The sequence below is a fragment of the Treponema succinifaciens DSM 2489 genome, assembly GCF_000195275.1.
In the GTDB taxonomy this organism is placed as follows: Bacteria; Spirochaetota; Spirochaetia; order Treponematales; family Treponemataceae; genus Treponema_D; species Treponema_D succinifaciens.
This window is the reverse complement of sequence record NC_015385.1, coordinates 1,244,332-1,265,211: the sequence shown is the minus strand read 5'-3', so window position 1 is coordinate 1,265,211 and position 20,880 is coordinate 1,244,332. Positions and strand designations below refer to the sequence as shown.

The window sequence follows — 20,880 nt, the reverse complement described above, 5'->3', positions numbered from 1 at the left end:
CTTAGGAATACTCACTTCAGGTCTTAGGAATACTGGCTTTAGTATAAAATTAACTATTATACAGGGCAAACGCATTATAAATAATTTAAGTAAAGTTTGCGCGAAGGAACGGTTTCTGGGGGCAAAAACACTCTGATTGCTGCGACCGCGTGAGCGGGCAATTCTATAGTTACTTTGCAACAATCAGAGGATGTCCAATAAGCTCTGAATGTCATTGCTGAACAATTTCTAAATGATTGTAATATATGCATTTAGAATTTCGGGTCAAGTCTATAAAAGCCTATGAATGACAAAAAAGATACTTATTGGACATCCCCATTATTGCGCGATTTTGAACCAGGAAACCGTGTCTGGGAGCCAGTTTTATGCTGAATACATTTATAATGCGTTTGCCCTGACTATTATATAGAACACATTGTATAAGTCATTTGAAAGTGATATAATAAATAGAATATATTTTTTATAGAGGTAAAAAAATGCTTACTTATCTTGCCGGGCTGTGTTCCTCCACACTGTCGGTCATTTTCATTATTTTTATTATTGGCGCGCTAGGTTTTATGCTCGGCGGAATCAATGTAAAAGGTATTTCGCTGGGAACTGCTGGTGTTCTTATAGTTGCCCTTGCCTATGGTATTTTAATTCATTATTTTCCAGAATTTTCAATTGAAGAAAAAAAAATCACTTTATGGAGCAATTCAATAAAGTCAAGTTTCGGCTTAGTTTCAAATATCGGAACAGCTCTCTTTGTTACAGCGGTCGGACTCATTGCAGGTCCAAAGTTTTTCCGCACTTTCAATAGAAAGTCAATTGCATATCTTTTGCTTGGTGTAATAATAATTGCAATCGGCGGAATCACAGCGGCGATTTTTGTTAAGTTTGACAGCACTCTTTCTCCAGAAATGGCGGCAGGACTTTTGACAGGCGGACTTACAAGCACACCTGGATTTTCAGCGGCAAAAGAAGTTCCAAATGTAAATCAAGACGCAATCAGCGCAGGATACGGAATCGCATATCTTTACGGTGTTCTTGGAGTTGTTCTTTTTGTTCAGATTGTTCCAAAAATTTTAAAAATCGACATGGCAAAGGAAAGAGAATCATTTGTTGCGGCAAATTCTGTAGTAATTCCTGAGCCAAAGGCAAATCTTACACAGCTTGAAGAATTCGGATTTTTTCCATTTTTCCTTGCAGTTGCATTTGGCTGCATAATCGGCGCAATTGAAATCCCAAAAGTCAACTTTTCTCTCGGAAATTCCGGCGGAACTCTTGTCGCGGGACTCATAATCGGTCATTTTGGAAGAATCGGAAAACTTGACTGCAGAATCAGCAAGCAGACATTGAATTTTATGCGTGAGCTTGGACTTGTCTTGTTCCTTATTGGTGCTGGAATTCCTGGCGGCGTAAACTTCGTTTCAAATGTAAAATTCTCATACTTTATTTACGGCGCAGTTATGACAACAGTTCCAATGGTTGTAGGCTATATAATCGCACGCTATGTATTCAAGCTAAGCATTTTCAACAACCTTGGTTCTATAACAGGCGGAATGACAAGCACACCGGCGTTGGGTTCATTGATTGCAACTGCAGGAACAGACGAAGTTTCTTCTGCCTATGCAGCAACCTACCCGCTCGCGCTTGTTTCTGTTGTTTTAACAGCAAAAATAATCGTAATGATTTTATAAACAACAAAAACTTTTTAGACAATATAACTTCTGCTTAGCATAAAACTTTTATTCCCCGGCAAACAGTCGGGGAATATTTTTTTTATCTAAAAAAGTTTCTATTTAATTTACTTTAAATACGTCTGGTCAAGATACGCTTACGCTCAAGACCTTGACTCAGCCGTTTTTAGTGGTTTGATAACCCCTAAATCAAAAAAAAAGACCTTGAAGGCATCAAGGTCTTTAGCATCTCCCACGGGAATTGAACCCATGTTGTCGGGATGAAAACCCGATGTCCTAACCACTAGACGAGGGAGACATACACAAGAGCTATTGCTCATTGCGATAATCAGAATATATCATATATCAGCATTTTATGTCAATAGCAAAATACTAAAAAAGCCTTTTTTTTTACATATTCATATCAAATTTTTTTATCAGTTTTAGCTTCAATGTATTTAGGTCTTCATTTTCAAGTCCAAGCTTCAATGCATTGTTTACATCTTCCATTGCCTTTGTATAGTTTCCAATATTAAAAAGTGCCAGCGCTCTTCTGTAATAAACATGGCTTTGGAAAGCATCAATTGCAAGAGAATTATCAAAACATTCAACAGCCTCTTTATCCTTCCCCTGAACAGAATAAACAATGCCTTCATAATAAATTGACCTAAAGCACTTTGGATCATACTCAACGCTTTTCTTAAAGTCATTCAAGGCTTGTTCATAAAGACTTTGAGCAAAATATGCCATTCCCCTATGCTTGTAAATTACACTCAAAACCATTGCAGGAGGAACTGGCTCAGAATTGATTATCTGTGTATAAATTTCAACCGCTTTCTTAAAATTTCCTGTATTATGCTCGTGCAATGCTGTAAGAACCAAGTCATCTATGCTGCCTTTTGAAAAAGGACTTCCAATAATAGAAGAGTCTGCCACCTGATGATGGGATTGCCCAAGCATTTCTTCTGAGAATTCGTCAGCCTTTTCATAAAATGAATTCCGCCGTTCCCCAAGCTCAGTTTGAAGTTTTTTCTGATAATCCCTGATTTCCTGGAAAATAATATCTGCCAAAGTAAGACTTGCATTTATTGAAGCCAGTTTTCTTCTCAAAGGCTTGTCAAAAGGATTGAATTCCGACTTGTAGATAAGCTCATGCTCAACTTCCGCCCAGGCATCCTGCAAAATTGTGCGAACCTGAATTTCACATACAAGATTTTTTCTAAGCTCTGGAGAAATTCCTGATTCAGGCAGACAGTTTTCAGGAATTGCAATAAGAATATGAACTGACTCATATCCAAACTCTTTAAATGACTGGTCTGCACCTTTACGCTCAATTTCTTTTACATCAAAAGATTCCACTACTTGTTTTTCAACAAGCGCAAGATCTTCAACAAAGGCACAAATCACACGTATGCCAATCATATCCGTAAGAGTAACAAGCTCAATGCTTTCCGAAGATTCCTTAGCTTTTTGCCTAAGGATTTTTTTATAATAGCTAGGAAAAGATTTTATTCTAGCTTTATAAGTAGGATTTGAAGGCAAATTAATTTTCTGCTTTAACAGATTTTCAATTTTATCCAGAATTTCATTGAATGCGGGTCTATAGCTTTCATAGCGTTTTTCAATTTCAAGTTTATTAGGAAGTATAAAATTTTTTTCAGACATAAGCAAAATATAACAAAGTTATTGTTTTATATTCAATTTCATAAAAAAAGACCGTCCCGTAAGGACGGTCTTTGACACAACACAAGGTTCAGAGATTACTGAACAGTAGCTGAAGAATCCTGTGTTGAAGACTGTGCGTTAGAATCAGAGTTCTCTTCAAGAGAAGATGTGAATTCTTCTTCTGTAGCCATCTTAGACTTTTCGAGATAGCGGTTAACCTGCTTGTTACCAAAGCGAGCCATCTCACCATTCTGGCGGTCTCTTTCTTTCTTTGTAATGATACCCCAAAGGTCTTCGTCATCGATGTCACGATCAGAAGTAAGGATTGCGAGGTCATAAATAACCTTTACATCTTTGAAGTAACCAATGAAGTTGTCTCCGATGTGAGAAGCATCACGTGCAACCTGGAATCCAGCGAATTTTACAAATGGAATTCCGCGTGGATAGATTGGGTAAACTCTGATTTCACGAGTGCGAACTTCTGAAATATAATCCGGGTTGTTCCAAATAAGAGTTTTCCATCCGTCAAAATAGAGATTTCCCATAAGATAGCGGCGCTCTACTCCGTCATTGTCTTTAAGAAGAACATAAAGAGCATGTGGATAGTTCATACCCATTGTTGTAACAGCAATTGATTTCAATGTGCCAACGTTTCTTACAACACCGTATCCGTCTTCAAAAAGATATTTTCCTTTCTGCTCATCTGTTGGCTTCTGGCGCTCACCGTTTTCATCAGCGTCAGAAAGTGGCTCGTAAGCAGGAATATCGAATGCAGGAACGATTTTTGCATTTGCATTGTTTGCCCATGTTGGGAAAATAACACGAACGCCCATTACATTCTTTCCAGCGAAAGGAACATCTGCTGATTCTTTTACAGGAGCAGCAACTACCTGAGAAAGAGCAACAGAAACCGGGTTCTTGGCAGAAGAATTAAGTAAAACTTCCCATTCAGGAAGAGCCAGTGAAGTCTTCATAAGTGTTTTCTGATCACTTGTGAAAGTCGCGCCGGCAGCAACAGAATAATCCATTACAGTTCTGCTGTTCTGTGTTGGATTTCCGTTTTCGTCTGCTACAGTGTCTGCATCGAGCTGTGAAAAATCAATAAGAACTGATTCTCTTGCAACAGCAACTGAACCTGCCAAAATCATTGCAGCAACGGTTAAAAATAAAGTCCTCTTCATTAGAAGCTCCTTTTAATACATATATGATGTAGCCTTGTTATAACAGTATCTATTAAGAAAACATTTTTGTCAACTTATTTTATTTTATTTTTTTTTGTATAAAACAACCGCAAAATAAAACAGGCAAACAAAAGCTATTTTTCCGCAAACACAGGCTTTCCATCGATATATATATAAATTTTATTGATATTTGTGAAATTCTTCACAATATTTTTTCTTAGCAATGAGACATTTTTCCTCATATTGAACGTTTCTGAATCGACAAAAAGAGCCTGCTTTGAAAGTCCAACGTAAAGCTCTTTTCCGTTTGAAAAGCAGAATTCAGTTCTTGTTCCAGGAGAAAAAAGAAATTTAAAGCGGTTTGTCATAGGTCCAAGCAAAAGGTCGTCAACAAAAGCTCTTATTTCCTCATCTCCGTCCTTTTTTTCTGAATAACGTGTTTCTGTGCAAATCCGGCTTGAATCATAGGATTCAAAATAAAAAATCTGCCTGCAATGATACTTATAAAAATAAAAAGCCGCGCCCGAAACAATCAGCGAGCCAAATAATACGCCTGCAAAAACAAGCGCGAAAATATTTACTTTTGATTTTCTATTCAATTTTAGTTTCCTGTAAATCCGCGGGTCCGCTCAAAATTCGTCACAAATTCTTGAAGCCCATTATATATTCCAAGAGACAGTTTCTGCAAGTACTTGTCATCGTTCAAAAGCAAGCCTTCTTTTTTGTTTGTAAGGAAACCAAGTTCTATAAGGACGCTCGGCATTTTTGAATTCCTGACGACAAACCACTCCTCTTCTTTTATTCCGCGCGAATTGCTCAATGCTCCAACCTGTGCTGAAATTCCGTTCATTATAAATTTCGCCATCAGAATTGATTCAGTTGTGTATTCCTCTTCTGTCATACTATTCAAAATCGGCAGAATAGAAGCGTCCTCATTTACTGACTTTGAATTCAAAACCTGACGGCGGTATCCCGGAGAAAGATACCAGACTTCATATCCGGTAACTTTTTCGCTAAGACTGGAATTTACGTGGACAGAAACATAGAGAATCGCTTCGTTTTCCTTTAGTTTTACTGAATTTGCAATTTCTGTGCGTTGAGAAAGTGTAAGGAAAACATCCGTGCTGCGCGTCATCAAAATATTTTTTTCTGGATAAGCTTTTTTAAGATAATCACGGAGCCTTAGCCCGACTTTTAAGTTTATATCTTTTTCAACAACCTTGATTTTCTTTCCGTCTGAAACATGGATTGAACTTGCGCCAGGATCTTTTCCGCCATGTCCCGGATCAATGAGAATAGCGCCAATCTTATAAGGGGCTTCTGAACTCTGCAATTTAAAGAAATTTTCAGCTAGGTTAAAAAATGACTGGGAAGAAACAAGTTTTCCGTTTTCAAATGAAGGAGCGTCTTCCTGCACAAGAGTTTTGTAATCCTGAAGAAAAAAAGAATCGCCTGCCCTGAACGAAATTCTGTGTCCGTTTTTTTCAAGAAGACCGCAAGAAGTCAGAGGATCCCAGTAAAAGGAAATTCCTGATTTCTGCACATTCTTAAGAAAATCGACTTTTACATCTTGAGAAAAAATTAGAAATGGAAAAAACGCAATCAGAAAAAAAACAAAACTTTTTACCTTCATTTTTCCTCCAGCTGAACAGAATCTGAATAATACAAAATTCCTTGAATGCCGGCACGCAAAAGACAGCACCAGAATTTTTTTGAATCAAGCCTAGGATGCTCAGGTGAAATTTTGTCAAAAAGAAAAAGTGTATTTCTTACGCTTCTAAAATTCCAGTCGCGCTTTTCCATAATTTTTTTTATGCTTTCTGGAATACAATTTTGCGCAGGCTGATTTTTTTCAATGAACGGAATCTGCTCAAGCTCGTCCAGAAATTTTTCATCTTTTGTATTGAAGTCAAATGCGCTGAACGGAAATCCTTTTTCCTGCGGAAGCTCAAAACCGTAAAGAAACTTTTCAGTCTGCGGATTTTTCGGCTCCAGGCGAAGAACAATCTGGGCAACTGCGGATTCCGCGCTTTTTTTTGAAAGCCCGCGTTCTTTTGACGATGATATGACATTTCCGCATTTTTCAACATTGTTCCGCGGAAAATCAACTGCGCTACCCTCTTTTACTCTGAAAAAAATATTTTTTAAAAATGGAGAAGCCCAGGCTTTTTCTTCGCCGTAGATTTTCTTAATTTTTCCGGGAATTGAAATGAACGCTCTTTCATGGCTGAATTTTGCAGAAGGAATTTCATTAATATCTGAAAAATCAGAAGGAATTCCCAATGCGATTTTCATTGCTTCTTTTGTAAGTTCAAATCCTGATGAATAAGGAAAAGTCCAGCCCGACATATATCCGCCTGAAAGTCTCGCCGCAATTTCGCCAATCATCGGACCTTGTTTTGTGTACTTTACGTCTCCCTTTGCAACTCCATTTGTAAGTCCGAGCGCATGAACCGCATCTGTAAAAACTTTTACAATTTCCTGTTTTTTATTTTCTGAAATTTCAGAAGGCATTGAATGTCCAAGCTCAACAAAATACGGCTCAAAAAAAATATGGCGGTCAGCAAACCCAGCTATAATAACTTTTCCATTTACAACAAGCGCATCTATTGAAAATTCAGGTCCTTCCATGAAATCTTCAACAATAGCTTTTTTTGTACGAGAAAAGCAAACAGCGTCTTTTAAGGCCGGAAGAAATTCATCTTTATTTCTAACAAGCCTACAGCCACGTGCTCCCATATTGTCTACAGGCTTTACAACTTTTGGAAAATGAATTTCCGGAGTTTTATTTTTCTGAAATAAATTTATATAGTTTTCATCGGCTTCAAAAAAATCAGGAGAAGGAATTTTATTTTTCTTAAAGCATTCACGCATAAGAATTTTATTGCTGGCATTCATAGCAGATTCAAAACTGTGAGAAACAAATCCGCATTTTTGGCAAGCAAGAGAAACTGGAGCTGAAAAATCTGTTCCGGCTGTAAAAACCGCGCAAAGATTTTTTCCCAGAGACAAAGAGAAATCAACAATTGCATTTGTATCTTTTAAATCTATTTTTTCAAAGCGATCTGCAAACGGAACACAAACCGCGTCTGGATTCGCATCTATTACAAGAGCCTTGTAGCCAAGTTCTTTTGCTGCTTCTATTGAAGGACGCTGCATTAATCCAGCGCCCAAAATCAAAATATAACGGTCATTCATTTACTTATTATTTTCGACATAAAGGCAAACTGATTTTAGGATTTAATTTTCTTGCAGTAAACCTCAAAAGTATCGCCCAAATTTAAAATTTTGCACAAGTCAGCTAAAAATTTCATTGGCAAAGAATTTGAACTCCATTTCATTTTTTTTGCAAGCGGAAAACGTTCCGGATGAATTCCGGTTGAAACAACTTTTACAATTTTGAAACCGTATTTTCTCAAAATTTTTTTTGCATATTTTATTTCCCAAATTGTATAATGGTCAGCGGGACTTTTTTCATAGAAATCATCAGTAGAATATTTTCCGCTGACTCCAGAAGCAGACGGAGTGCTAAACGCAAATATTCCGCCGTCTTTTACAATTTCAGAAATTTTTTTCAGCACGGAATCAAGATTTTTAAAATGTTCTATAACGTACCACATTGTAACCGCGTCAAATTTTTCAATTCCGAATTCTGAAACAAAATCCGCATCTGGAAAACTTACGCAGCTAGCCGGAAAATTCAAAGTCTGCTGAACATACTCAACCGCGCCTTGAGAAATGTCCGCGCCAAAAACCTGCCATCCAGAATCGTTTGCAGCAGAAAGAAAAGGTCCCATAGCGCATCCAATATCCAAGACAGAAGGAATGTTTTTTGAAATTCTATTTGCAAGTCTATAGAAAAAATCTATAATTGCAATACGCCTTAGGCAGACAGATTTTATTGAATCAAAATCATCAAGATAAGTTTTTCCATATTGTTTTTTATAATCTTCAAAAAAATACGCATGATTATATTCAGTCTGAAATTCCGACAAAGTCCAAGACATATAAATCATTCCGCAGTTTGCACATCTTCGGTAAGTTCTATCTTTGTTTCTCGCAACAATTTTGTTTTTAAAGCCTTCACCAGTTTTGCAGACAGGACATTCTAAATGGATTCCAAGCGAGATTTTTTTTGTAAAGGAAGCAAGATTTTCAGAAGTTTCAATTTTATTTTTGACTAAAAGATTTTCAGGCTGAGTCAGAAGATTCTTGAACATTTTCTGATTTATTTTTTTAGGAGCAATACATTTAAATCCGTTTGCAACTGAAAGACGAATATGCAAAGGTGTTGTTCCCAAGAGAATTACAGCGCAACCTGCGCCAGCAGCTTCAAAAGCTGTAAAGCCAAAGTGAGTAACAACAAGATCATATTTAAAAAGTTCTTCTTTTAAATTTTCAATTGGAGAAGAAACAGTTATATATTTTTTTAAATCTTCTGGAATATTTTTTTCTGTTTCAATAATTTTTTCTTTTGAAGGCGAAACTGCCAAAACACGAATATTGTTTTTTGCAAGTGCAACAACAGATTTTAAAAGAAGTTTTGCAGGATCTTCTCCGCCAATGCAAATCAGAGCATTGTTTATTTTTGCAGGAAAAGAAGCGCGTTTTTTTTCTGGCAAAGGAATAAAAGCAGGATTGTAATAATTTACATTTCGATTCGACTTTAAAGAAGGAATTATATCAAAAAGATATTCGGCATAGCCATTGTCACAGTTTCCCTCATCAATGCTTGCAACTGGAATTTTTGATGCTATGGAACGAATAAAATTATTATCAGCAAAAAACAAATCTGTAATCGCAAGACAATATTCAGTCAAATCTGAAATATTATTTACAATCTGAAAATCATCAAGTCCGTTTATGCGCGCATCTTCAATTAAATCCAAACGCTGGGTTAAATCAGCGTCATCTGGAATATAAATATCCCAGCCGTTTACAATTGCAAGTTCAAGACATCTTCTTAAATGCCCGGTTCCATGACCTTTCTTTACAGACGGAATTAAAAGGACAGGATTTTTCACAGCAGGAAATGAAAGCGCACTTAAAATTTCAGTCGCAGAATAAGGTTCTGATGGAATTTTCTTATTGGAAATTTTCTTTACAATTCTTAAAGCTCTTTTATAGTCAGAAAAAGTATCGACTGTAGTTCGATAATCTGGATAATAAAATTCCTGCGGTGCTTTTACAAATGCGCAAATATATTTTTCAGAATGATTGTAAAGCGCAGGACCTACATGCTCATGGTCATAAGGAAGGTCAGTTTCGGATGCAGCTTCAAGCAAAGAGTCTGCATTGAACACTTCAACTCCGGAACCATGAGGAAGTCCAGAAAATGTAATGTAGTCAACTGGAGAATTTTTTTCTCTAAAAAAATATTCATCAACAAGCTTTTGTGCTGCCTCATAAAATAAAAATGGATTATCAGCAGTAGCTCTTAAAACAACATCAGCTTTGGAAATTTTTACAACATTGCAAAATCTGTCAAGCACATCAGACTGAGAGCCAGCATAAAAATCCCAGCCGCATTCTTTTGCAATAGGCTCTAGTTCTTCCCTGCTTTGCTCATCAACAGCAAGAAAATATTTTGAAGCCTCAACTTTTTTCATTGAAGCTAAAGTCCATTCAAGAATTGTTTTTCCCCCAAGAGGCAAAAGAGCTTTTCCTGGAAGCCTTGTAGAAGACAAACGGCACTGGACAATTACAACGACACGTTTTCTTCCAGCAACAATTTTTTTAATTCCTTCTTTTATTTTTTTTAAATTCATCTTTTACCTCAGAATTATTTTCCCCAGTTTTCAATAAGCGCAACAGCATCTGTTTTAAATCTATACTGATTTTCTTTTGTCCACCGCATAGCATCTTTAAATTGCCGCATTGACTCAACAAATCCGCAAGAACTTTTTAGTTTAAAAGCAAAATATGAAATCCACGGTATTTTTGCATGATCTGATAAAAAAGTGGGCAAAAGATTTTTCAAGTAAAACCTAAGATACGAAATATCTACCGTTAGGTTTTCTTCAGGAACTGCGCCTGTGTATTTAAACTCAAATCCTTTGGATAAATTTATCTTTTCGCCCCAAAGCCATGCTCTAAAAAAGAAATCAATTTTTTGCCAGTATTCAGAAGAAATCGTATAGTCAATTCCGCCAAGAAGAATAAATTTTTCACGGTTATAAAAACCTGCGTAATCAGCCGGATACAAAGTTGGTTGTCCGTCTAAAAAAACAGAATCAGCTTCAACATCAAAAACAGATTTCCTTGCTGAAGGAAAAAGTGCAACAGGAAGTTTTGTAGAGCTGTCAGAAAAAAGTCTTGGAGCAATGCAGAACTGATTTTTATTCATAAACTTAGAAACCATAGAAGCATCGAAAGAAAATTTTTCAAGGCACATTTCTTCTTGAACAACTAAAACATACTGGGTTTCAGATTCAGAAAAGGCAATATTCAAAAGCTCACCCTGAGAAACATTTTCCAATGCAACTAAAAATTTTACAGTAGGAAAATGTCTTGCAAATGAATCTACTGCTTTCCGTTCATTTTCAGGATTCACGCTTATAATTTTTTCAAATCCCTTCTGCAGTAAATTTTCAAGAACTCGCGTTCTATAATGTCTTCCCGACCTGCTAAGAACTATGCAAGTAACAGGCATAAGAATTTGCTTGGGATTTTCCGTTCCGCCGATGACTGTATAAGAAATTTTATGCTGATTAAAAATTGAAGGTATAGTATTCATCGCAATCCTTGCATTTTTCTCCATATTTTTTTTCAAGCTGATTTTTAATTTCATCAAAATATTTTTTCCAGATATTCTCTACACCTTCATCAAAAACGTTTCCTATTGAGGAAAACAAAAACTGCCTGCAAAGCGGAACATCGCCTGTGCAAAGAATTGTCATGTCGCGCTTTAAATGCCAGCAGACATTTCTTTCAAGCGGAGATAAATCGGCGGGTTTTCTTGAAGGCAAAAGTTTACAGAAATCATTGTACTTTTGAATTATAACTTTTCCGACGGAAGGAGAATTCTTTGAATGCCAAAATCTATAGAACTTTTCCAGCTCATCTTCATTTTCATTCATTCTTGTAAACTGCGGATAAACAGAAGTCGGGAAAAATTTATTTAAAGCAAGAATTGAATTCACTGCAGAATTAAAGTTTCCATTTGAAAAAATTTTGTTGTACATATCTTCGCTAAAAGAATCAATTGAAACTATCCAAGTTACATTTTCAGCTCCATTTTTTCTTTTCCCGGCTCGCTCTGAAATTTCAAAAATTTTTGAAGCAAGCTGCTCAGTAACTAAAATTCCATCTGTTTCTACAAGAACAGAAAGATTCTTATAGCGCAAAACAATTTCAACAAATTCAGAAAAGTTTTTATTAAGCAAAGGTTCTCCCCAAGCACTCAAGCCAATTACGGCATCCTCTGAAAAACTGGAAATCTGCTCAACAAGAAAATTAAATTTTTCCAAGGTCATATCTTTTGGATTTGGATTTTCTTTTTCAAATGGGAAAAATCCGAATTTATTTTTAAAAGCTTTTGGATAAGGATTGTAAAATGGATTTGCAAGACAGTTTTCTGAAATCTGAATATTGTAAAATGCCGGCAAAGTCTGATGAACTTCAGTACAGTTTTCAGCAAGTTCAGAAAGACTTTTGGCAGTAAGTGGAATTTCATTTTTCAATGCATTCGTATAAAGTTTCTGGCAAGCAACAAAATTTCTTTTCTGTGAACATGAAAAATCAAAACGCAGCATTCTGAAATCTTTGGGTGCAATCACAGATTCAATTTCAAAAGAATTTATATCAGCTTTCATAACATTGAAAATGCACTCATTTGAAACAGGCAATTCTCCAAGCTCCTTGTGAGTTTCAGATGCAAAAGCAGAAAGGATTTTTAATGTTCCAGAATTTATAATTTCCGGAGAAAATCCATAAGGATAGCCATCGGCAAAAGTATATTCAGAAATATATTTTCTGTGGCTTTCAAGAAGTTCACTCGTAAGCTCTCTATCAAGAAATGGTCTGTCCGCCGAAGAATAAACAACATCGTCCGCTGAAAAACAAGAAACCTGAGCAAGCATTTCTTCTATTAATATTGCAGTATTCCAAAAATTTTTTGAAACAACTTTTATTTTTGCTTTATCAAACGAAGATGCAAAAGTCTCAACTGTATTTTTATTTTCTTCAAAGCAGGCAACAACAATTCCGCACAAACTTGAAACATCAGCCGCCCATTCAAGACACTTTTCAAAACATGATTTTTCAGAAAAAACCTTTTCAAAAGCATGAGCCGAATTTTCATCTATATATAAAAAAACTAAATTCTTCATCATTTCATTATCGGAAAATATCTTGTCTAAATTAAACGTAATGTTTACAATCGGAGCAAAATGGAAATGCAAAACGAATCAAAAAAAGACAACGCTCTAACAGTCTCGCAGCTGACGGAACTTATAAAGACAATGCTTGAAAGCTCTTTTCAAAATATAATTTTAAAAGGAGAAATTTCAAACTACAAGCCAAGCTCGTCCGGACATCTTTATTTTTCGCTTAAAGATTCAGACAGCCAGATTTCAGCAGTAATGTTCAGAGGAGCGGCATCTGCATTAAATTTCATTCCAAAAGACGGAATGCTTGTTCAAGTAAGAGGAAAAATAACAGTCTACGGTCCGCGCGGAAATTATCAGATTCAAGTTTCGTCAATGATTGAAGCCGGAGCCGGAAATATAATGGAAATGATTGAAATGCGGAAAAGAAAACTTGCCGCAGAAGGACTTTTTGACTCAGCAAGAAAACGCACGGTTCCATTTTTTCCAAAAACAGTCGGAGTTGTTACAAGTCCAAACGGAGCTGCTCTGCGTGATATTTTAAATATAAGACGCCGAAGAAATGACAAAGTGAGTGTCATTGTTTTTCCTGCGATAGTGCAAGGAGAAAATGCCGCGGACACAATCGAGTACATGATAAAAGTTGCAAATGAATATAATATGTGCGATGTTTTGATTGTCGGAAGAGGTGGAGGTTCTTTAGAGGATTTGCTTCCGTTCAGCGAAGAAAAAGTTGTGCGTGCAATTGCAAAATCAAAAATTCCTGTAATCTCCGCTGTCGGACATGAAATTGACTGGGCGCTAAGCGACTTTGCGGCGGATGTAAGAGCTCCGACACCAAGCGCGGCGGCGGAAATTGCAATTCCAAGAAAATCCGACATAGAAAGCAATATTGAAAATTTCAAATCCATTTTGTTTTCTGAAATTCAAAACAAAACAAATTCTTTGCGGCTTATGCTAAGAAATTTCGATCCTGAAAATATGCAAACTAGATTGCAAAACATCGAGCAAAAATATTCAGAAAGGTTTGACAAGGCGTTTGACTCAATGAAAGACGCAATTGAAAACATAATAAAGGACAAAAGAATAAAAATAAAACTCTGCCTGCAAAATTTGGAAAACTGCAATCCGCAGAATATTTTCGACAGAGGATATTCTATGGTTTGCGATGAAAATGGAAAAATAATAAGAAAGTCATCGGAACTTTCCAACGGCGCAAAAATAAAAATCAAACCGGCGGAAGGATTGATTTTCGCAACTGTTGATAAAACAAATTAACGGAGAATAAAATGACAAACTTTGAAGAAAAACTAAAAAGACTTGAAGAGCTTTCCGCTTCCATAAAAAAAAGCGACATCAGCCTGGAAGATGCGCTCAAAGATTTTGAGGAAGGAATAAAGCTTGCAAAATCCATGGAAAAATCTCTTGATGAAATGGAAAGCAAAATTCAAATATTAATGAACAATCCTGAAGTTTCAGAAGAAGATGAAAAATCCGCGCAAGGAAAAAAGCAAAAGTCAAAAAGTGAAAATGCTCCTGTGCTCGGTCTTTTTGATGAATCTTCTGAAATCACGGGAACGAGAGCATGACAGAACAAAGACGCGTAAAAATTCTAAATGCGGAAGTTGCAAGAAAAATTGCCGCCGGGGAAGTCATAGACAAACCATGCGCTATTGTCCGCGAATTTATGGACAATGCAGTTGACAGCGGAGCAACAAGAATCAGAGTTGAGATTGCTAGCGGCGGAATTGAAAAAATAAGAGTCATAGACAATGGCTGCGGAATGTCAAAAGAAGATTTGATTCAATGCGCGCACCCACATGCAACAAGCAAAATTTCAACAGAAACAGATTTGCTTAATCTTTCAACTTTAGGATTCAGAGGCGAAGCGCTTTCCTCAATTGCGGCAGTGAGCCGATTGGAAATAAAAAGCGGCGGATGGAAAATGAACGCTTCTGTAACGGAAGATCACATTATCGAGCCTTGCGCTTCAACAGAAGGGACAATAGCGCAGTCATCAGGTCTTTTTGAAAATTTTCCTGCAAGAAGACAATTTTTAAAAAGACCGGCTTCAGAAGGAATTCAGTGCAGGACAATTTTTGAAGAAAAAATTCTTCCACGTCCAGACATTGCTTTTACTTTTGTAAATGACGGCGAAGAAAAACTTTCACTTCCCGCTGGACAATCCTTAAAAGAAAGATTTGTTCAGACAAATGAATTTTTTGAAAGCAGCGATTTATTTTATGAGTTGAAGCATGAAGACTCTGAAAAAAATTTTTCATTTACGCTGATTATTGGAGAGCCTTCTGTTGCAAGAACTTCCCGAAAAGATATTTTCATTTACGTGAACGGAAGAAAAATACAAGAATATTCTCTCGTGCAAGCCATCATTTACGGAACGCAAGGATATTTTCCAAACGGAACATTTCCAGTCGCCTGCCTTTTTGTAGAAATGAACCCAGCTCTTGTAGACTTCAACATTCATCCTTCGAAACGTGAAGCTAGATTCAAAGACATAAATGCGCTTCATCATGCAGTAAGCTCAACAACAAGAAATTTCTTCAAGCAGTATACTGTAAAATCAATGCTCACCCAAAATGCAGAAGATAAAACAGAAGCTGAACTTTCAAATGAATTTTCCTTTAATTCCACCAGTATTGAAAAAAATAATTTTGTTAAAGAAACCTTCTCTCATCAAAATAACATTCCCAAAATAAATTCAATTTATTCTGATGTAAAGCGCGGAATTCCTAGGACAAATTTTTCATCAAGTGGAGCAAGACAATCCTTTTTTAAAACAAAAACTTCGCAAGATTTTTTTCACCCGATGAAACCAAATTATATTCCAGAAATCAGCAGCGAAAATTTTTCAGAATATGAAAAAGGATTTCATTTTGCAGGCTGTGTTCTTGGAACTTTTATCATTGCAGAAAAAAATGAAACGCTTTACATAATCGATCAGCACGCCGCCCACGAAAGAATGATTTATAATCAAATCATGGCAGAGGCAGGACAAAAGCAGTCACTTCTAGTTCCATACATTGTGCAGACAGATTCCTCCGCTGATGACAATTTTATCCGCGCAATAAAAGACAAACTTGAAGAAGCCGGATTTTCATGCAAAGACTGCGGAAATGGAAAATGGGAATTTTCAACAGTACCGATAAGATGGAAAGGCACAGAAGCTGATTTGAAAAAAGATGTGCTTGACCGGCGGGTAAATCCTGCAGACATGATAAATGCAGCCGCCGCATCCACAGCGTGCAGGAGCGCAGTTATGGACGGAACAGTTTTAGATGAAGAGACTGCAAAAAAAATTGCAAAGGGAGCTCTTGAACTTCCAGATCCACACTGTCCTCACGGACGCCCCGTATACACAACGATTACAAGACAGCAACTTTTTGCACTTGTAAAGCGGACATAAAATCCGCTCAGCAAAACAAGTTACTGCAATTCTGCAAGCAATCCATTTACTTCTGAAGTTTTAAAATCAGGAGCTTTGGATTGCAAGTAAAGCAAATATTTTTCCGCGCCATTCCCATCGCCTTGAGCAAGACAAACTTTTGCAAGTTCAAAAAATAAAGGCCATTCAGTCTGCTGTTTTTTTACAAGCTCTTCATAAATCAGTCTTGCATTTTTATAATCTTTTGCAGATGTATATGACTTTGCAAGATTTTCTTTTACGGTTAGATTTTCAGGTTCTATATCCAAAGCATTTTTATAAAACCTAACAGAGTTTTCAAAATCACCAGTATCTCTGTAGGCGCTTCCAAGATTGTTGTTCACTTCAAAATTCTTGGAATCATTTTTGTAAGCTTTTAGCAAAAGCGCAATCGCAGCATCAGGTTGATTTTTCGTAAGAAGAATCATTCCTAAATTTGTATTTGCTTTAACATGATTTGAATCAAGATTTAAGGTTTCCTGATAAAGTTTGATTGCTTCATTTTCATTTCCTAATTCTTGATTTAAAAGTCCCAGATTATATGAAATATTTGACTTTACTTCAGACGAAGTTTTTTCTTTGTTATCATAAGTTTTTTTTGCAAAATCAAATGCCTCGTTCTTTTTGTCTTGTGCAAACATCACAGTAGAAAGGTTGTAATAAGTAAGCGCATTTTTTTCCACAGTAGAATCCGGACAAGAAAGTGCCTTTAAAAAATTTTGTTCTGCAAGACTATAATTTTTTAATTCTGAATAGCAAGAACCAAGTTCCTGATAAGTTTGCGCTCTTGACGGATTTATTTTTACAGCTTCTGAATATGATTTTACAGCCTCTGAATAATTTTTCTCTTCAGCCAAAATATGTCCTGCGCCCATAAACGCATTTTCATAATCAGGCTTTATTTTTATTGCATTTCTATACGAAGCAAGAGCCTCTTTATTTTTTCCAAGCTTTTCACAAACAAATCCAGAATTATAATGAGCAGGCGCAAAGTTTCCATTTATTTTTATTGAAGTTTGAAAAGCTGCAAGCGACTCATTATATTTTTTCTGCATCGCAAGAACTCTTCCAAGCTGATAAAAGTAAGTGCTGTTACCAGGCTCTTTCTTTGTGGCATTGCGTAAAAAATTTTCTGCGGAAGCATAATTATGTTTTTCAAGAGCATCCATTCCAAGAATAAACATAACGTTAGGTTCTTCTTTAGATTTTTCAAAGGATTTTTCTGCAAATTTCACAGCCTCGTCATGAAGAAATTCCTTTTCAGTTCCAGATTTTTTTTCAGAACTGTCAAACAGAGCACTCGCTGATTCCCCAAGTTTTTTTCCTGCAAAAGTATTTTCTTCGGCAGGAAGATTTTTTTCAGCATTATAAAATTCTGCGACCGCTTCTTTATTTTTATTTTCAGACAAGAGCTGTTTTCCATGTGAAATATAATTTTCAACAAGTTGCTTTTTACGGGCAATCGCCGCCTCTTTTGCCTTTTGTTCTGCAAGGGCTTTTTCCTTCGCCTTTCTTTCAGCTTCTGCTTTTTTAGCCGCAGCTTCTCTTGCCAATTTTTCTTCTTGAGCTTTCTTTGCAGCGGCAGCTTTTTTTTGTCTTTCTGCTTCTAAAGCTTTTTGTTCTCTTGCTTTCTTTTCTTCAAGAGCTTTTCGTTCGGCTTCATTTTTTGCATCTTGAATTTTCTGCGCTTCTATTTCACGCTTATTTTTTGCTTCATTTCTATGACGAAGAATTTCCTCTTCAGAAAGAATTGGATTTCCGTTTTCATCAAAGCCAAACTCGCCTAAATCAATTCCAGCCTGTGTTGCTTTTTCTACAGCTTCTTTTTTCAGAGCCTTGATTTTATCTTGATTTTTTTCATTTGGATTTAAAGTGTTCAAAAGAATAAGAGCTTCTTCAAATTTCCCCTCGTCAATAAGTCTTTGTGCAAGCGCAAGTTTTTCTTCATCAGAAAGATTTTCGGTCGTCTGCAAAACTTGAGCCTGCTTTTTCATGCGCTCAATTTTATTTTTCAGCATATCAGAAATTTCATCATCGCCATCTATAGAAATTGTATTCAAAAGTTCAAGCGCTTCTGAAAAATTTCCATCATCTATCATCTGCTGAATCAAAGACAAAAGCTCAGAAGTTTTTCCATCCGCAATAGCTTTATCAACAGCAGATTTTTTCAAACTCTCCAGTCTTTCTTTTAAAGGACTGTCCGGATCTGCCTTTATTGCGTTTAAAACTTTCAAAGCAGATTTTATTTCATCATTATCAATAAGCGACTGAATAAAATCCAATATTTCCTGTTCACGTCCATTTTCAAAAGCCTTGGAAAATGCTTCATTTATTAAAGCGGAAATTTTATTTCTAAGTTCTTTTGCAGCCTCGCTGTTTCCAGAAGCATCAATTCCCAAAAGAATTTTCAAAGCCTCTTCATAATTACCCTGCTCAATCAGTTTTTGAGCCAATGCAAGTTTTTCTTCAACGCTCAATTCAGAAACAGCATTATCTTTAGAGCCAAAAAAATTTTGATTATTTAAAACAAAAAATCCGCCGCCAGCTAAAACAGCAAGCAGGAAAATCAGTAAAGCCGCTACTTTTTTATTTGATTTTTTATCTTTCATTTTTTCAGGCTCAATATTTTTTTGCGCTGATTTTTTTTCCAATTCAAAACTTGAAGCCAAAACCGGCTCTGTTTTTTTTATTGCAACTCCTCCAGTTTCTTCTTTTTTTTCAGGTAAAGAATTTTTGGGAGGCAAACTAGAAACGGCGACAGTTTTTTGCAAAGGAGTTTTCTGCGATTCCAATTTTTTTTCTTCTGTAAAAACTTTTGGCTCAACAGATTTTTTCACGGCGGAAGTTCTCGCAACTGAAGAAGTTTTTGTTTTTTCTGAAACAACGGAACTTTTTCGTACCGCAGACTTTTCTTCTGCAGAAGAAGAAACTGTTTTTCTTGCAACTGGCTTTTTTTCTATAGAAGGAACTGAACTTTTTCTTACAGTTGCTTTTGTTTCCGCAGAAGAGACAACTGCTTTTTTAGTTTCTGGCAAAGATGATTTTTTTTCAACTGAAGTTTTTTTCACACCAACTTTAGGTTCAGTTGATTTTACAGAAGCAGATGAACCTCTTACAGCTTTTGATTTTTCTAAAAGTCCTGAATTTTTTTTTGCGGTAGAAGTCTTTGTTTCTACTGTTTTTTTTGAAGCGGCAGTTTTTGCAACTGCAGTTGTTTTTGCTTTTTCTGAAGAAGCAGTACTTTTTTTTGCTACAGGCTTTTTTTCCGCAGAAGAAACCGTAGTTTTTTTTACTGTTGATTTTGTTTCCGTAGAGGAAACAGTCATTTTTCCTGCACTTGAAGTTTTCTTAGCCGCAGCATTTTTTTCTTTATCTAAATCTTTATTCGAGTTCTGATTCGTAGCCATAGTCAACCGTTCCTTCTGCACCAGCAGTCATATTTGATGTTTCTGAATTCTGCAGCGAAGCCGCCACATCTTCAAGCAATTTTCTTCTTCTTGCGGCATCTTCTTCCGCTTTTTTTGCAGACTCTTCTCTTTGAGCTTTTAAAGCCGCTTCCTGATAAGCTTTTTGTTCTTGAAGCATTCGTTCAATTTCCGCGCGCTGCTGTTCAAGTCTAGCTTCCTGCTCTGCCATCTTAGCCTCAAGTTCCGCAGCCTTGTCTTCATCTCTAGCTTTCTTTTCTGCGGCGGCTTGCTCTTCAACAAGCTGTTTTTCCTTTGAAATCCGCTCAATTTCCGCACGTTGCTGCTCAAGAAGCGCCTGTTGCTCAGCCATTTTCGCTTCCAATTCCGCAGCCTTGTCTTTTCCATCCTGAATTTGCTTTTGAGCCGCGGCCTGTTGTTCTGCAAAAATCTGCTGTTCCTGCGCCGCATGAATCAAAGCAGCTTCTTCCTTTAAACGTTTTTCTTCAGCAAGGCGATCTTCTTCCGCTTTTTTAAAACCTTCAAGCAAAGAAATCAACTGCTCGATTTCCGGCTTCTGCCTGTCATTCGGCGATAAATCAAGATAAAGCTTGTAGTCCTCAAGGCTTGCAATATATTTTTCCTGCTTAAGCTCGGCATTTGCGCGGTTTAAAACTGGCGGAGCATAAAGCCTGTTTGCGGCGATTGCAAGCGAATACCATTTTTCGGCTGAATAAAAATCTTCCATTGCGAAGCAGACATTTCCAGCGTTAAAAGCAAGAACTTTTTTGTCCGTTCCAGAAATTTTCATTCCTTCAGTGCAAACTTCAAGACTTTCCTTTAGAAGCCCCATTTTTTCATAGCAAAGCGCAAGGTAATTGTAAGCTTTCGGAAATTTTCCAGTGCTGATGGCTGACTTTAAAAACGGAACAGCTTCTTCAACACGGTTTTCCTTGAACAGATTCTCACCTTGCAAAAAATCGTCATTCTGCGCAAAAGCACTGAACGCAAAAATCAAAAAAGAGAAACAAAAAAATTTCTTAAATTTTCTATATTTTCTATAAATAAACATCATTTTATTATCTGTAGATTTCAGCAAATTTCTTAGGAAAACAGCAAAATTTTTAAGTCTTCCATATAAATTGACATATTCAGTGAAAAAAGGTAACCTTTTTTTATAAAAAACTAAACAAACAGGCGGAA

At 36.4% G+C, this 20,880-nt stretch carries 14 protein-coding genes and 1 tRNA gene; 4 read left to right on the top strand and 11 right to left on the bottom strand.

Translation table 11 applies throughout. From position 1 onward, the window contains the following. Nucleotides 1-476 precede the first annotated feature (476 nt). Nucleotides 477-1,679: an aspartate-alanine antiporter-like transporter gene (locus TRESU_RS06015; protein WP_013701383.1), complete on the top strand. Its 1,203-nt coding sequence runs from the start codon at nucleotides 477-479 to the stop codon at nucleotides 1,677-1,679. A 226-nt stretch (nucleotides 1,680-1,905) separates the two neighbouring features. Here TRESU_RS06015 and TRESU_RS06010 read toward each other — a convergent pair. The 9 genes from TRESU_RS06010 to TRESU_RS05970 all read right to left on the bottom strand — a co-directional run bounded on the left by TRESU_RS06010 (nucleotide 1,906) and on the right by TRESU_RS05970 (nucleotide 12,834). Beyond that, nucleotides 1,906-1,977: transfer RNA gene (locus TRESU_RS06010), tRNA-Glu, on the bottom strand. A gap of 92 nt (nucleotides 1,978-2,069) precedes the next feature. Then, the gene (locus tag TRESU_RS06005) at nucleotides 2,070-3,323 is read right to left on the bottom strand and encodes a tetratricopeptide repeat protein (RefSeq protein ID WP_013701382.1); all 1,254 of its coding nucleotides are present in this window, start codon (nucleotides 3,321-3,323) and stop codon (nucleotides 2,070-2,072) included. Between the two features lie 95 nt (nucleotides 3,324-3,418). Further along, nucleotides 3,419-4,504 (bottom strand): flagellar filament outer layer protein FlaA, encoded by a 1,086-nt coding sequence (locus tag TRESU_RS06000; RefSeq protein ID WP_013701381.1) that lies wholly within the window; start codon nucleotides 4,502-4,504, stop codon nucleotides 3,419-3,421. A gap of 134 nt (nucleotides 4,505-4,638) precedes the next feature. Further along, entirely contained in the window at nucleotides 4,639-5,103 is a 465-nt protein-coding gene (locus TRESU_RS05995; protein ID WP_013701380.1) for a GerMN domain-containing protein, read from the bottom strand. 2 nt (nucleotides 5,104-5,105) lie between these two features. Beyond that, the gene (locus TRESU_RS05990; RefSeq protein WP_013701379.1) at nucleotides 5,106-6,137 is read right to left on the bottom strand and encodes an N-acetylmuramoyl-L-alanine amidase family protein; all 1,032 of its coding nucleotides are present in this window, start codon (nucleotides 6,135-6,137) and stop codon (nucleotides 5,106-5,108) included. Further along, nucleotides 6,134-7,702, bottom strand: coding sequence for an ATP-grasp domain-containing protein (locus TRESU_RS05985; protein ID WP_013701378.1), 1,569 nt, complete (start codon nucleotides 7,700-7,702; stop codon nucleotides 6,134-6,136). The genes TRESU_RS05990 and TRESU_RS05985 overlap by 4 nt, the downstream gene beginning before the upstream one ends. Before the next feature lie 35 nt (nucleotides 7,703-7,737). Beyond that, nucleotides 7,738-10,272, bottom strand: coding sequence for a cytidylyltransferase domain-containing protein (locus TRESU_RS05980; protein WP_013701377.1), 2,535 nt, complete (start codon nucleotides 10,270-10,272; stop codon nucleotides 7,738-7,740). Between the two features lie 14 nt (nucleotides 10,273-10,286). Next, on the bottom strand, nucleotides 10,287-11,240 hold the full coding sequence (locus TRESU_RS05975; protein WP_013701376.1) for a hypothetical protein: 954 nt from the start codon (nucleotides 11,238-11,240) through the stop codon (nucleotides 10,287-10,289). Next, nucleotides 11,215-12,834 carry a spiro-SPASM protein gene (locus TRESU_RS05970; RefSeq protein ID WP_169309747.1) on the bottom strand — a complete coding sequence of 540 codons (1,620 nt, stop codon included), beginning with the start codon at nucleotides 12,832-12,834 and terminating at the stop codon, nucleotides 11,215-11,217. The genes TRESU_RS05975 and TRESU_RS05970 overlap by 26 nt, the downstream gene beginning before the upstream one ends. A 66-nt stretch (nucleotides 12,835-12,900) precedes the next feature. On the opposite strand from TRESU_RS05970, the gene xseA reads away from it, so the two are divergent. Genes xseA through mutL form a run of 3 tightly spaced genes read left to right on the top strand, consistent with a single transcriptional unit; the run spans nucleotide 12,901 to nucleotide 16,255 of the window. After that, nucleotides 12,901-14,109, top strand: coding sequence for an exodeoxyribonuclease VII large subunit (gene xseA, locus TRESU_RS05965; protein ID WP_013701374.1), 1,209 nt, complete (start codon nucleotides 12,901-12,903; stop codon nucleotides 14,107-14,109). Between the two features lie 11 nt (nucleotides 14,110-14,120). Further along, nucleotides 14,121-14,420, top strand: a complete 300-nt coding sequence (gene xseB, locus TRESU_RS05960) for an exodeoxyribonuclease VII small subunit (RefSeq protein ID WP_013701373.1) — start codon at nucleotides 14,121-14,123, stop codon at nucleotides 14,418-14,420. Continuing rightward, on the top strand, nucleotides 14,417-16,255 hold the full coding sequence (gene mutL, locus TRESU_RS05955) for a DNA mismatch repair endonuclease MutL (RefSeq protein WP_013701372.1): 1,839 nt from the start codon (nucleotides 14,417-14,419) through the stop codon (nucleotides 16,253-16,255). Before xseB ends, mutL begins: the two co-directional genes overlap by 4 nt. Before the next feature lie 20 nt (nucleotides 16,256-16,275). Here mutL and TRESU_RS05950 read toward each other — a convergent pair whose 3' ends face one another. Then, complete coding sequence (locus TRESU_RS05950) at nucleotides 16,276-19,680, bottom strand: tetratricopeptide repeat protein (RefSeq protein WP_013701371.1); 3,405 nt, start codon at nucleotides 19,678-19,680, stop codon at nucleotides 16,276-16,278. Beyond that, a complete protein-coding gene (locus tag TRESU_RS14205; protein WP_013701370.1) occupies nucleotides 19,655-20,752 on the bottom strand; it encodes a tetratricopeptide repeat protein in 1,098 nt (365 codons plus the stop codon). The genes TRESU_RS05950 and TRESU_RS14205 overlap by 26 nt, the downstream gene beginning before the upstream one ends. Nucleotides 20,753-20,880 lie beyond the last annotated feature (128 nt).

Coding starts and splice junctions, on each gene's coding strand:
- TRESU_RS06015 (WP_013701383.1), top strand. CDS start 477: ATGCTTACTTATCTTGCCGGGCTGTGTTCCTCCACACTGTCGGTCATT.
- TRESU_RS06005 (WP_013701382.1), bottom strand. CDS start 3,323: ATGTCTGAAAAAAATTTTATACTTCCTAATAAACTTGAAATTGAAAAA.
- TRESU_RS06000 (WP_013701381.1), bottom strand. CDS start 4,504: ATGAAGAGGACTTTATTTTTAACCGTTGCTGCAATGATTTTGGCAGGT.
- TRESU_RS05990 (WP_013701379.1), bottom strand. CDS start 6,137: ATGAAGGTAAAAAGTTTTGTTTTTTTTCTGATTGCGTTTTTTCCATTT.
- TRESU_RS05985 (WP_013701378.1), bottom strand. CDS start 7,702: ATGAATGACCGTTATATTTTGATTTTGGGCGCTGGATTAATGCAGCGT.
- TRESU_RS05980 (WP_013701377.1), bottom strand. CDS start 10,272: ATGAATTTAAAAAAAATAAAAGAAGGAATTAAAAAAATTGTTGCTGGA.
- TRESU_RS05975 (WP_013701376.1), bottom strand. CDS start 11,240: ATGAATACTATACCTTCAATTTTTAATCAGCATAAAATTTCTTATACA.
- TRESU_RS05970 (WP_169309747.1), bottom strand. CDS start 12,834: ATGAAGAATTTAGTTTTTTTATATATAGATGAAAATTCGGCTCATGCT.
- xseA (WP_013701374.1), top strand. CDS start 12,901: ATGCAAAACGAATCAAAAAAAGACAACGCTCTAACAGTCTCGCAGCTG.
- xseB (WP_013701373.1), top strand. CDS start 14,121: ATGACAAACTTTGAAGAAAAACTAAAAAGACTTGAAGAGCTTTCCGCT.
- mutL (WP_013701372.1), top strand. CDS start 14,417: ATGACAGAACAAAGACGCGTAAAAATTCTAAATGCGGAAGTTGCAAGA.
- TRESU_RS05950 (WP_013701371.1), bottom strand. CDS start 19,680: ATGGCTACGAATCAGAACTCGAATAAAGATTTAGATAAAGAAAAAAAT.
- TRESU_RS14205 (WP_013701370.1), bottom strand. CDS start 20,752: ATGATGTTTATTTATAGAAAATATAGAAAATTTAAGAAATTTTTTTGT.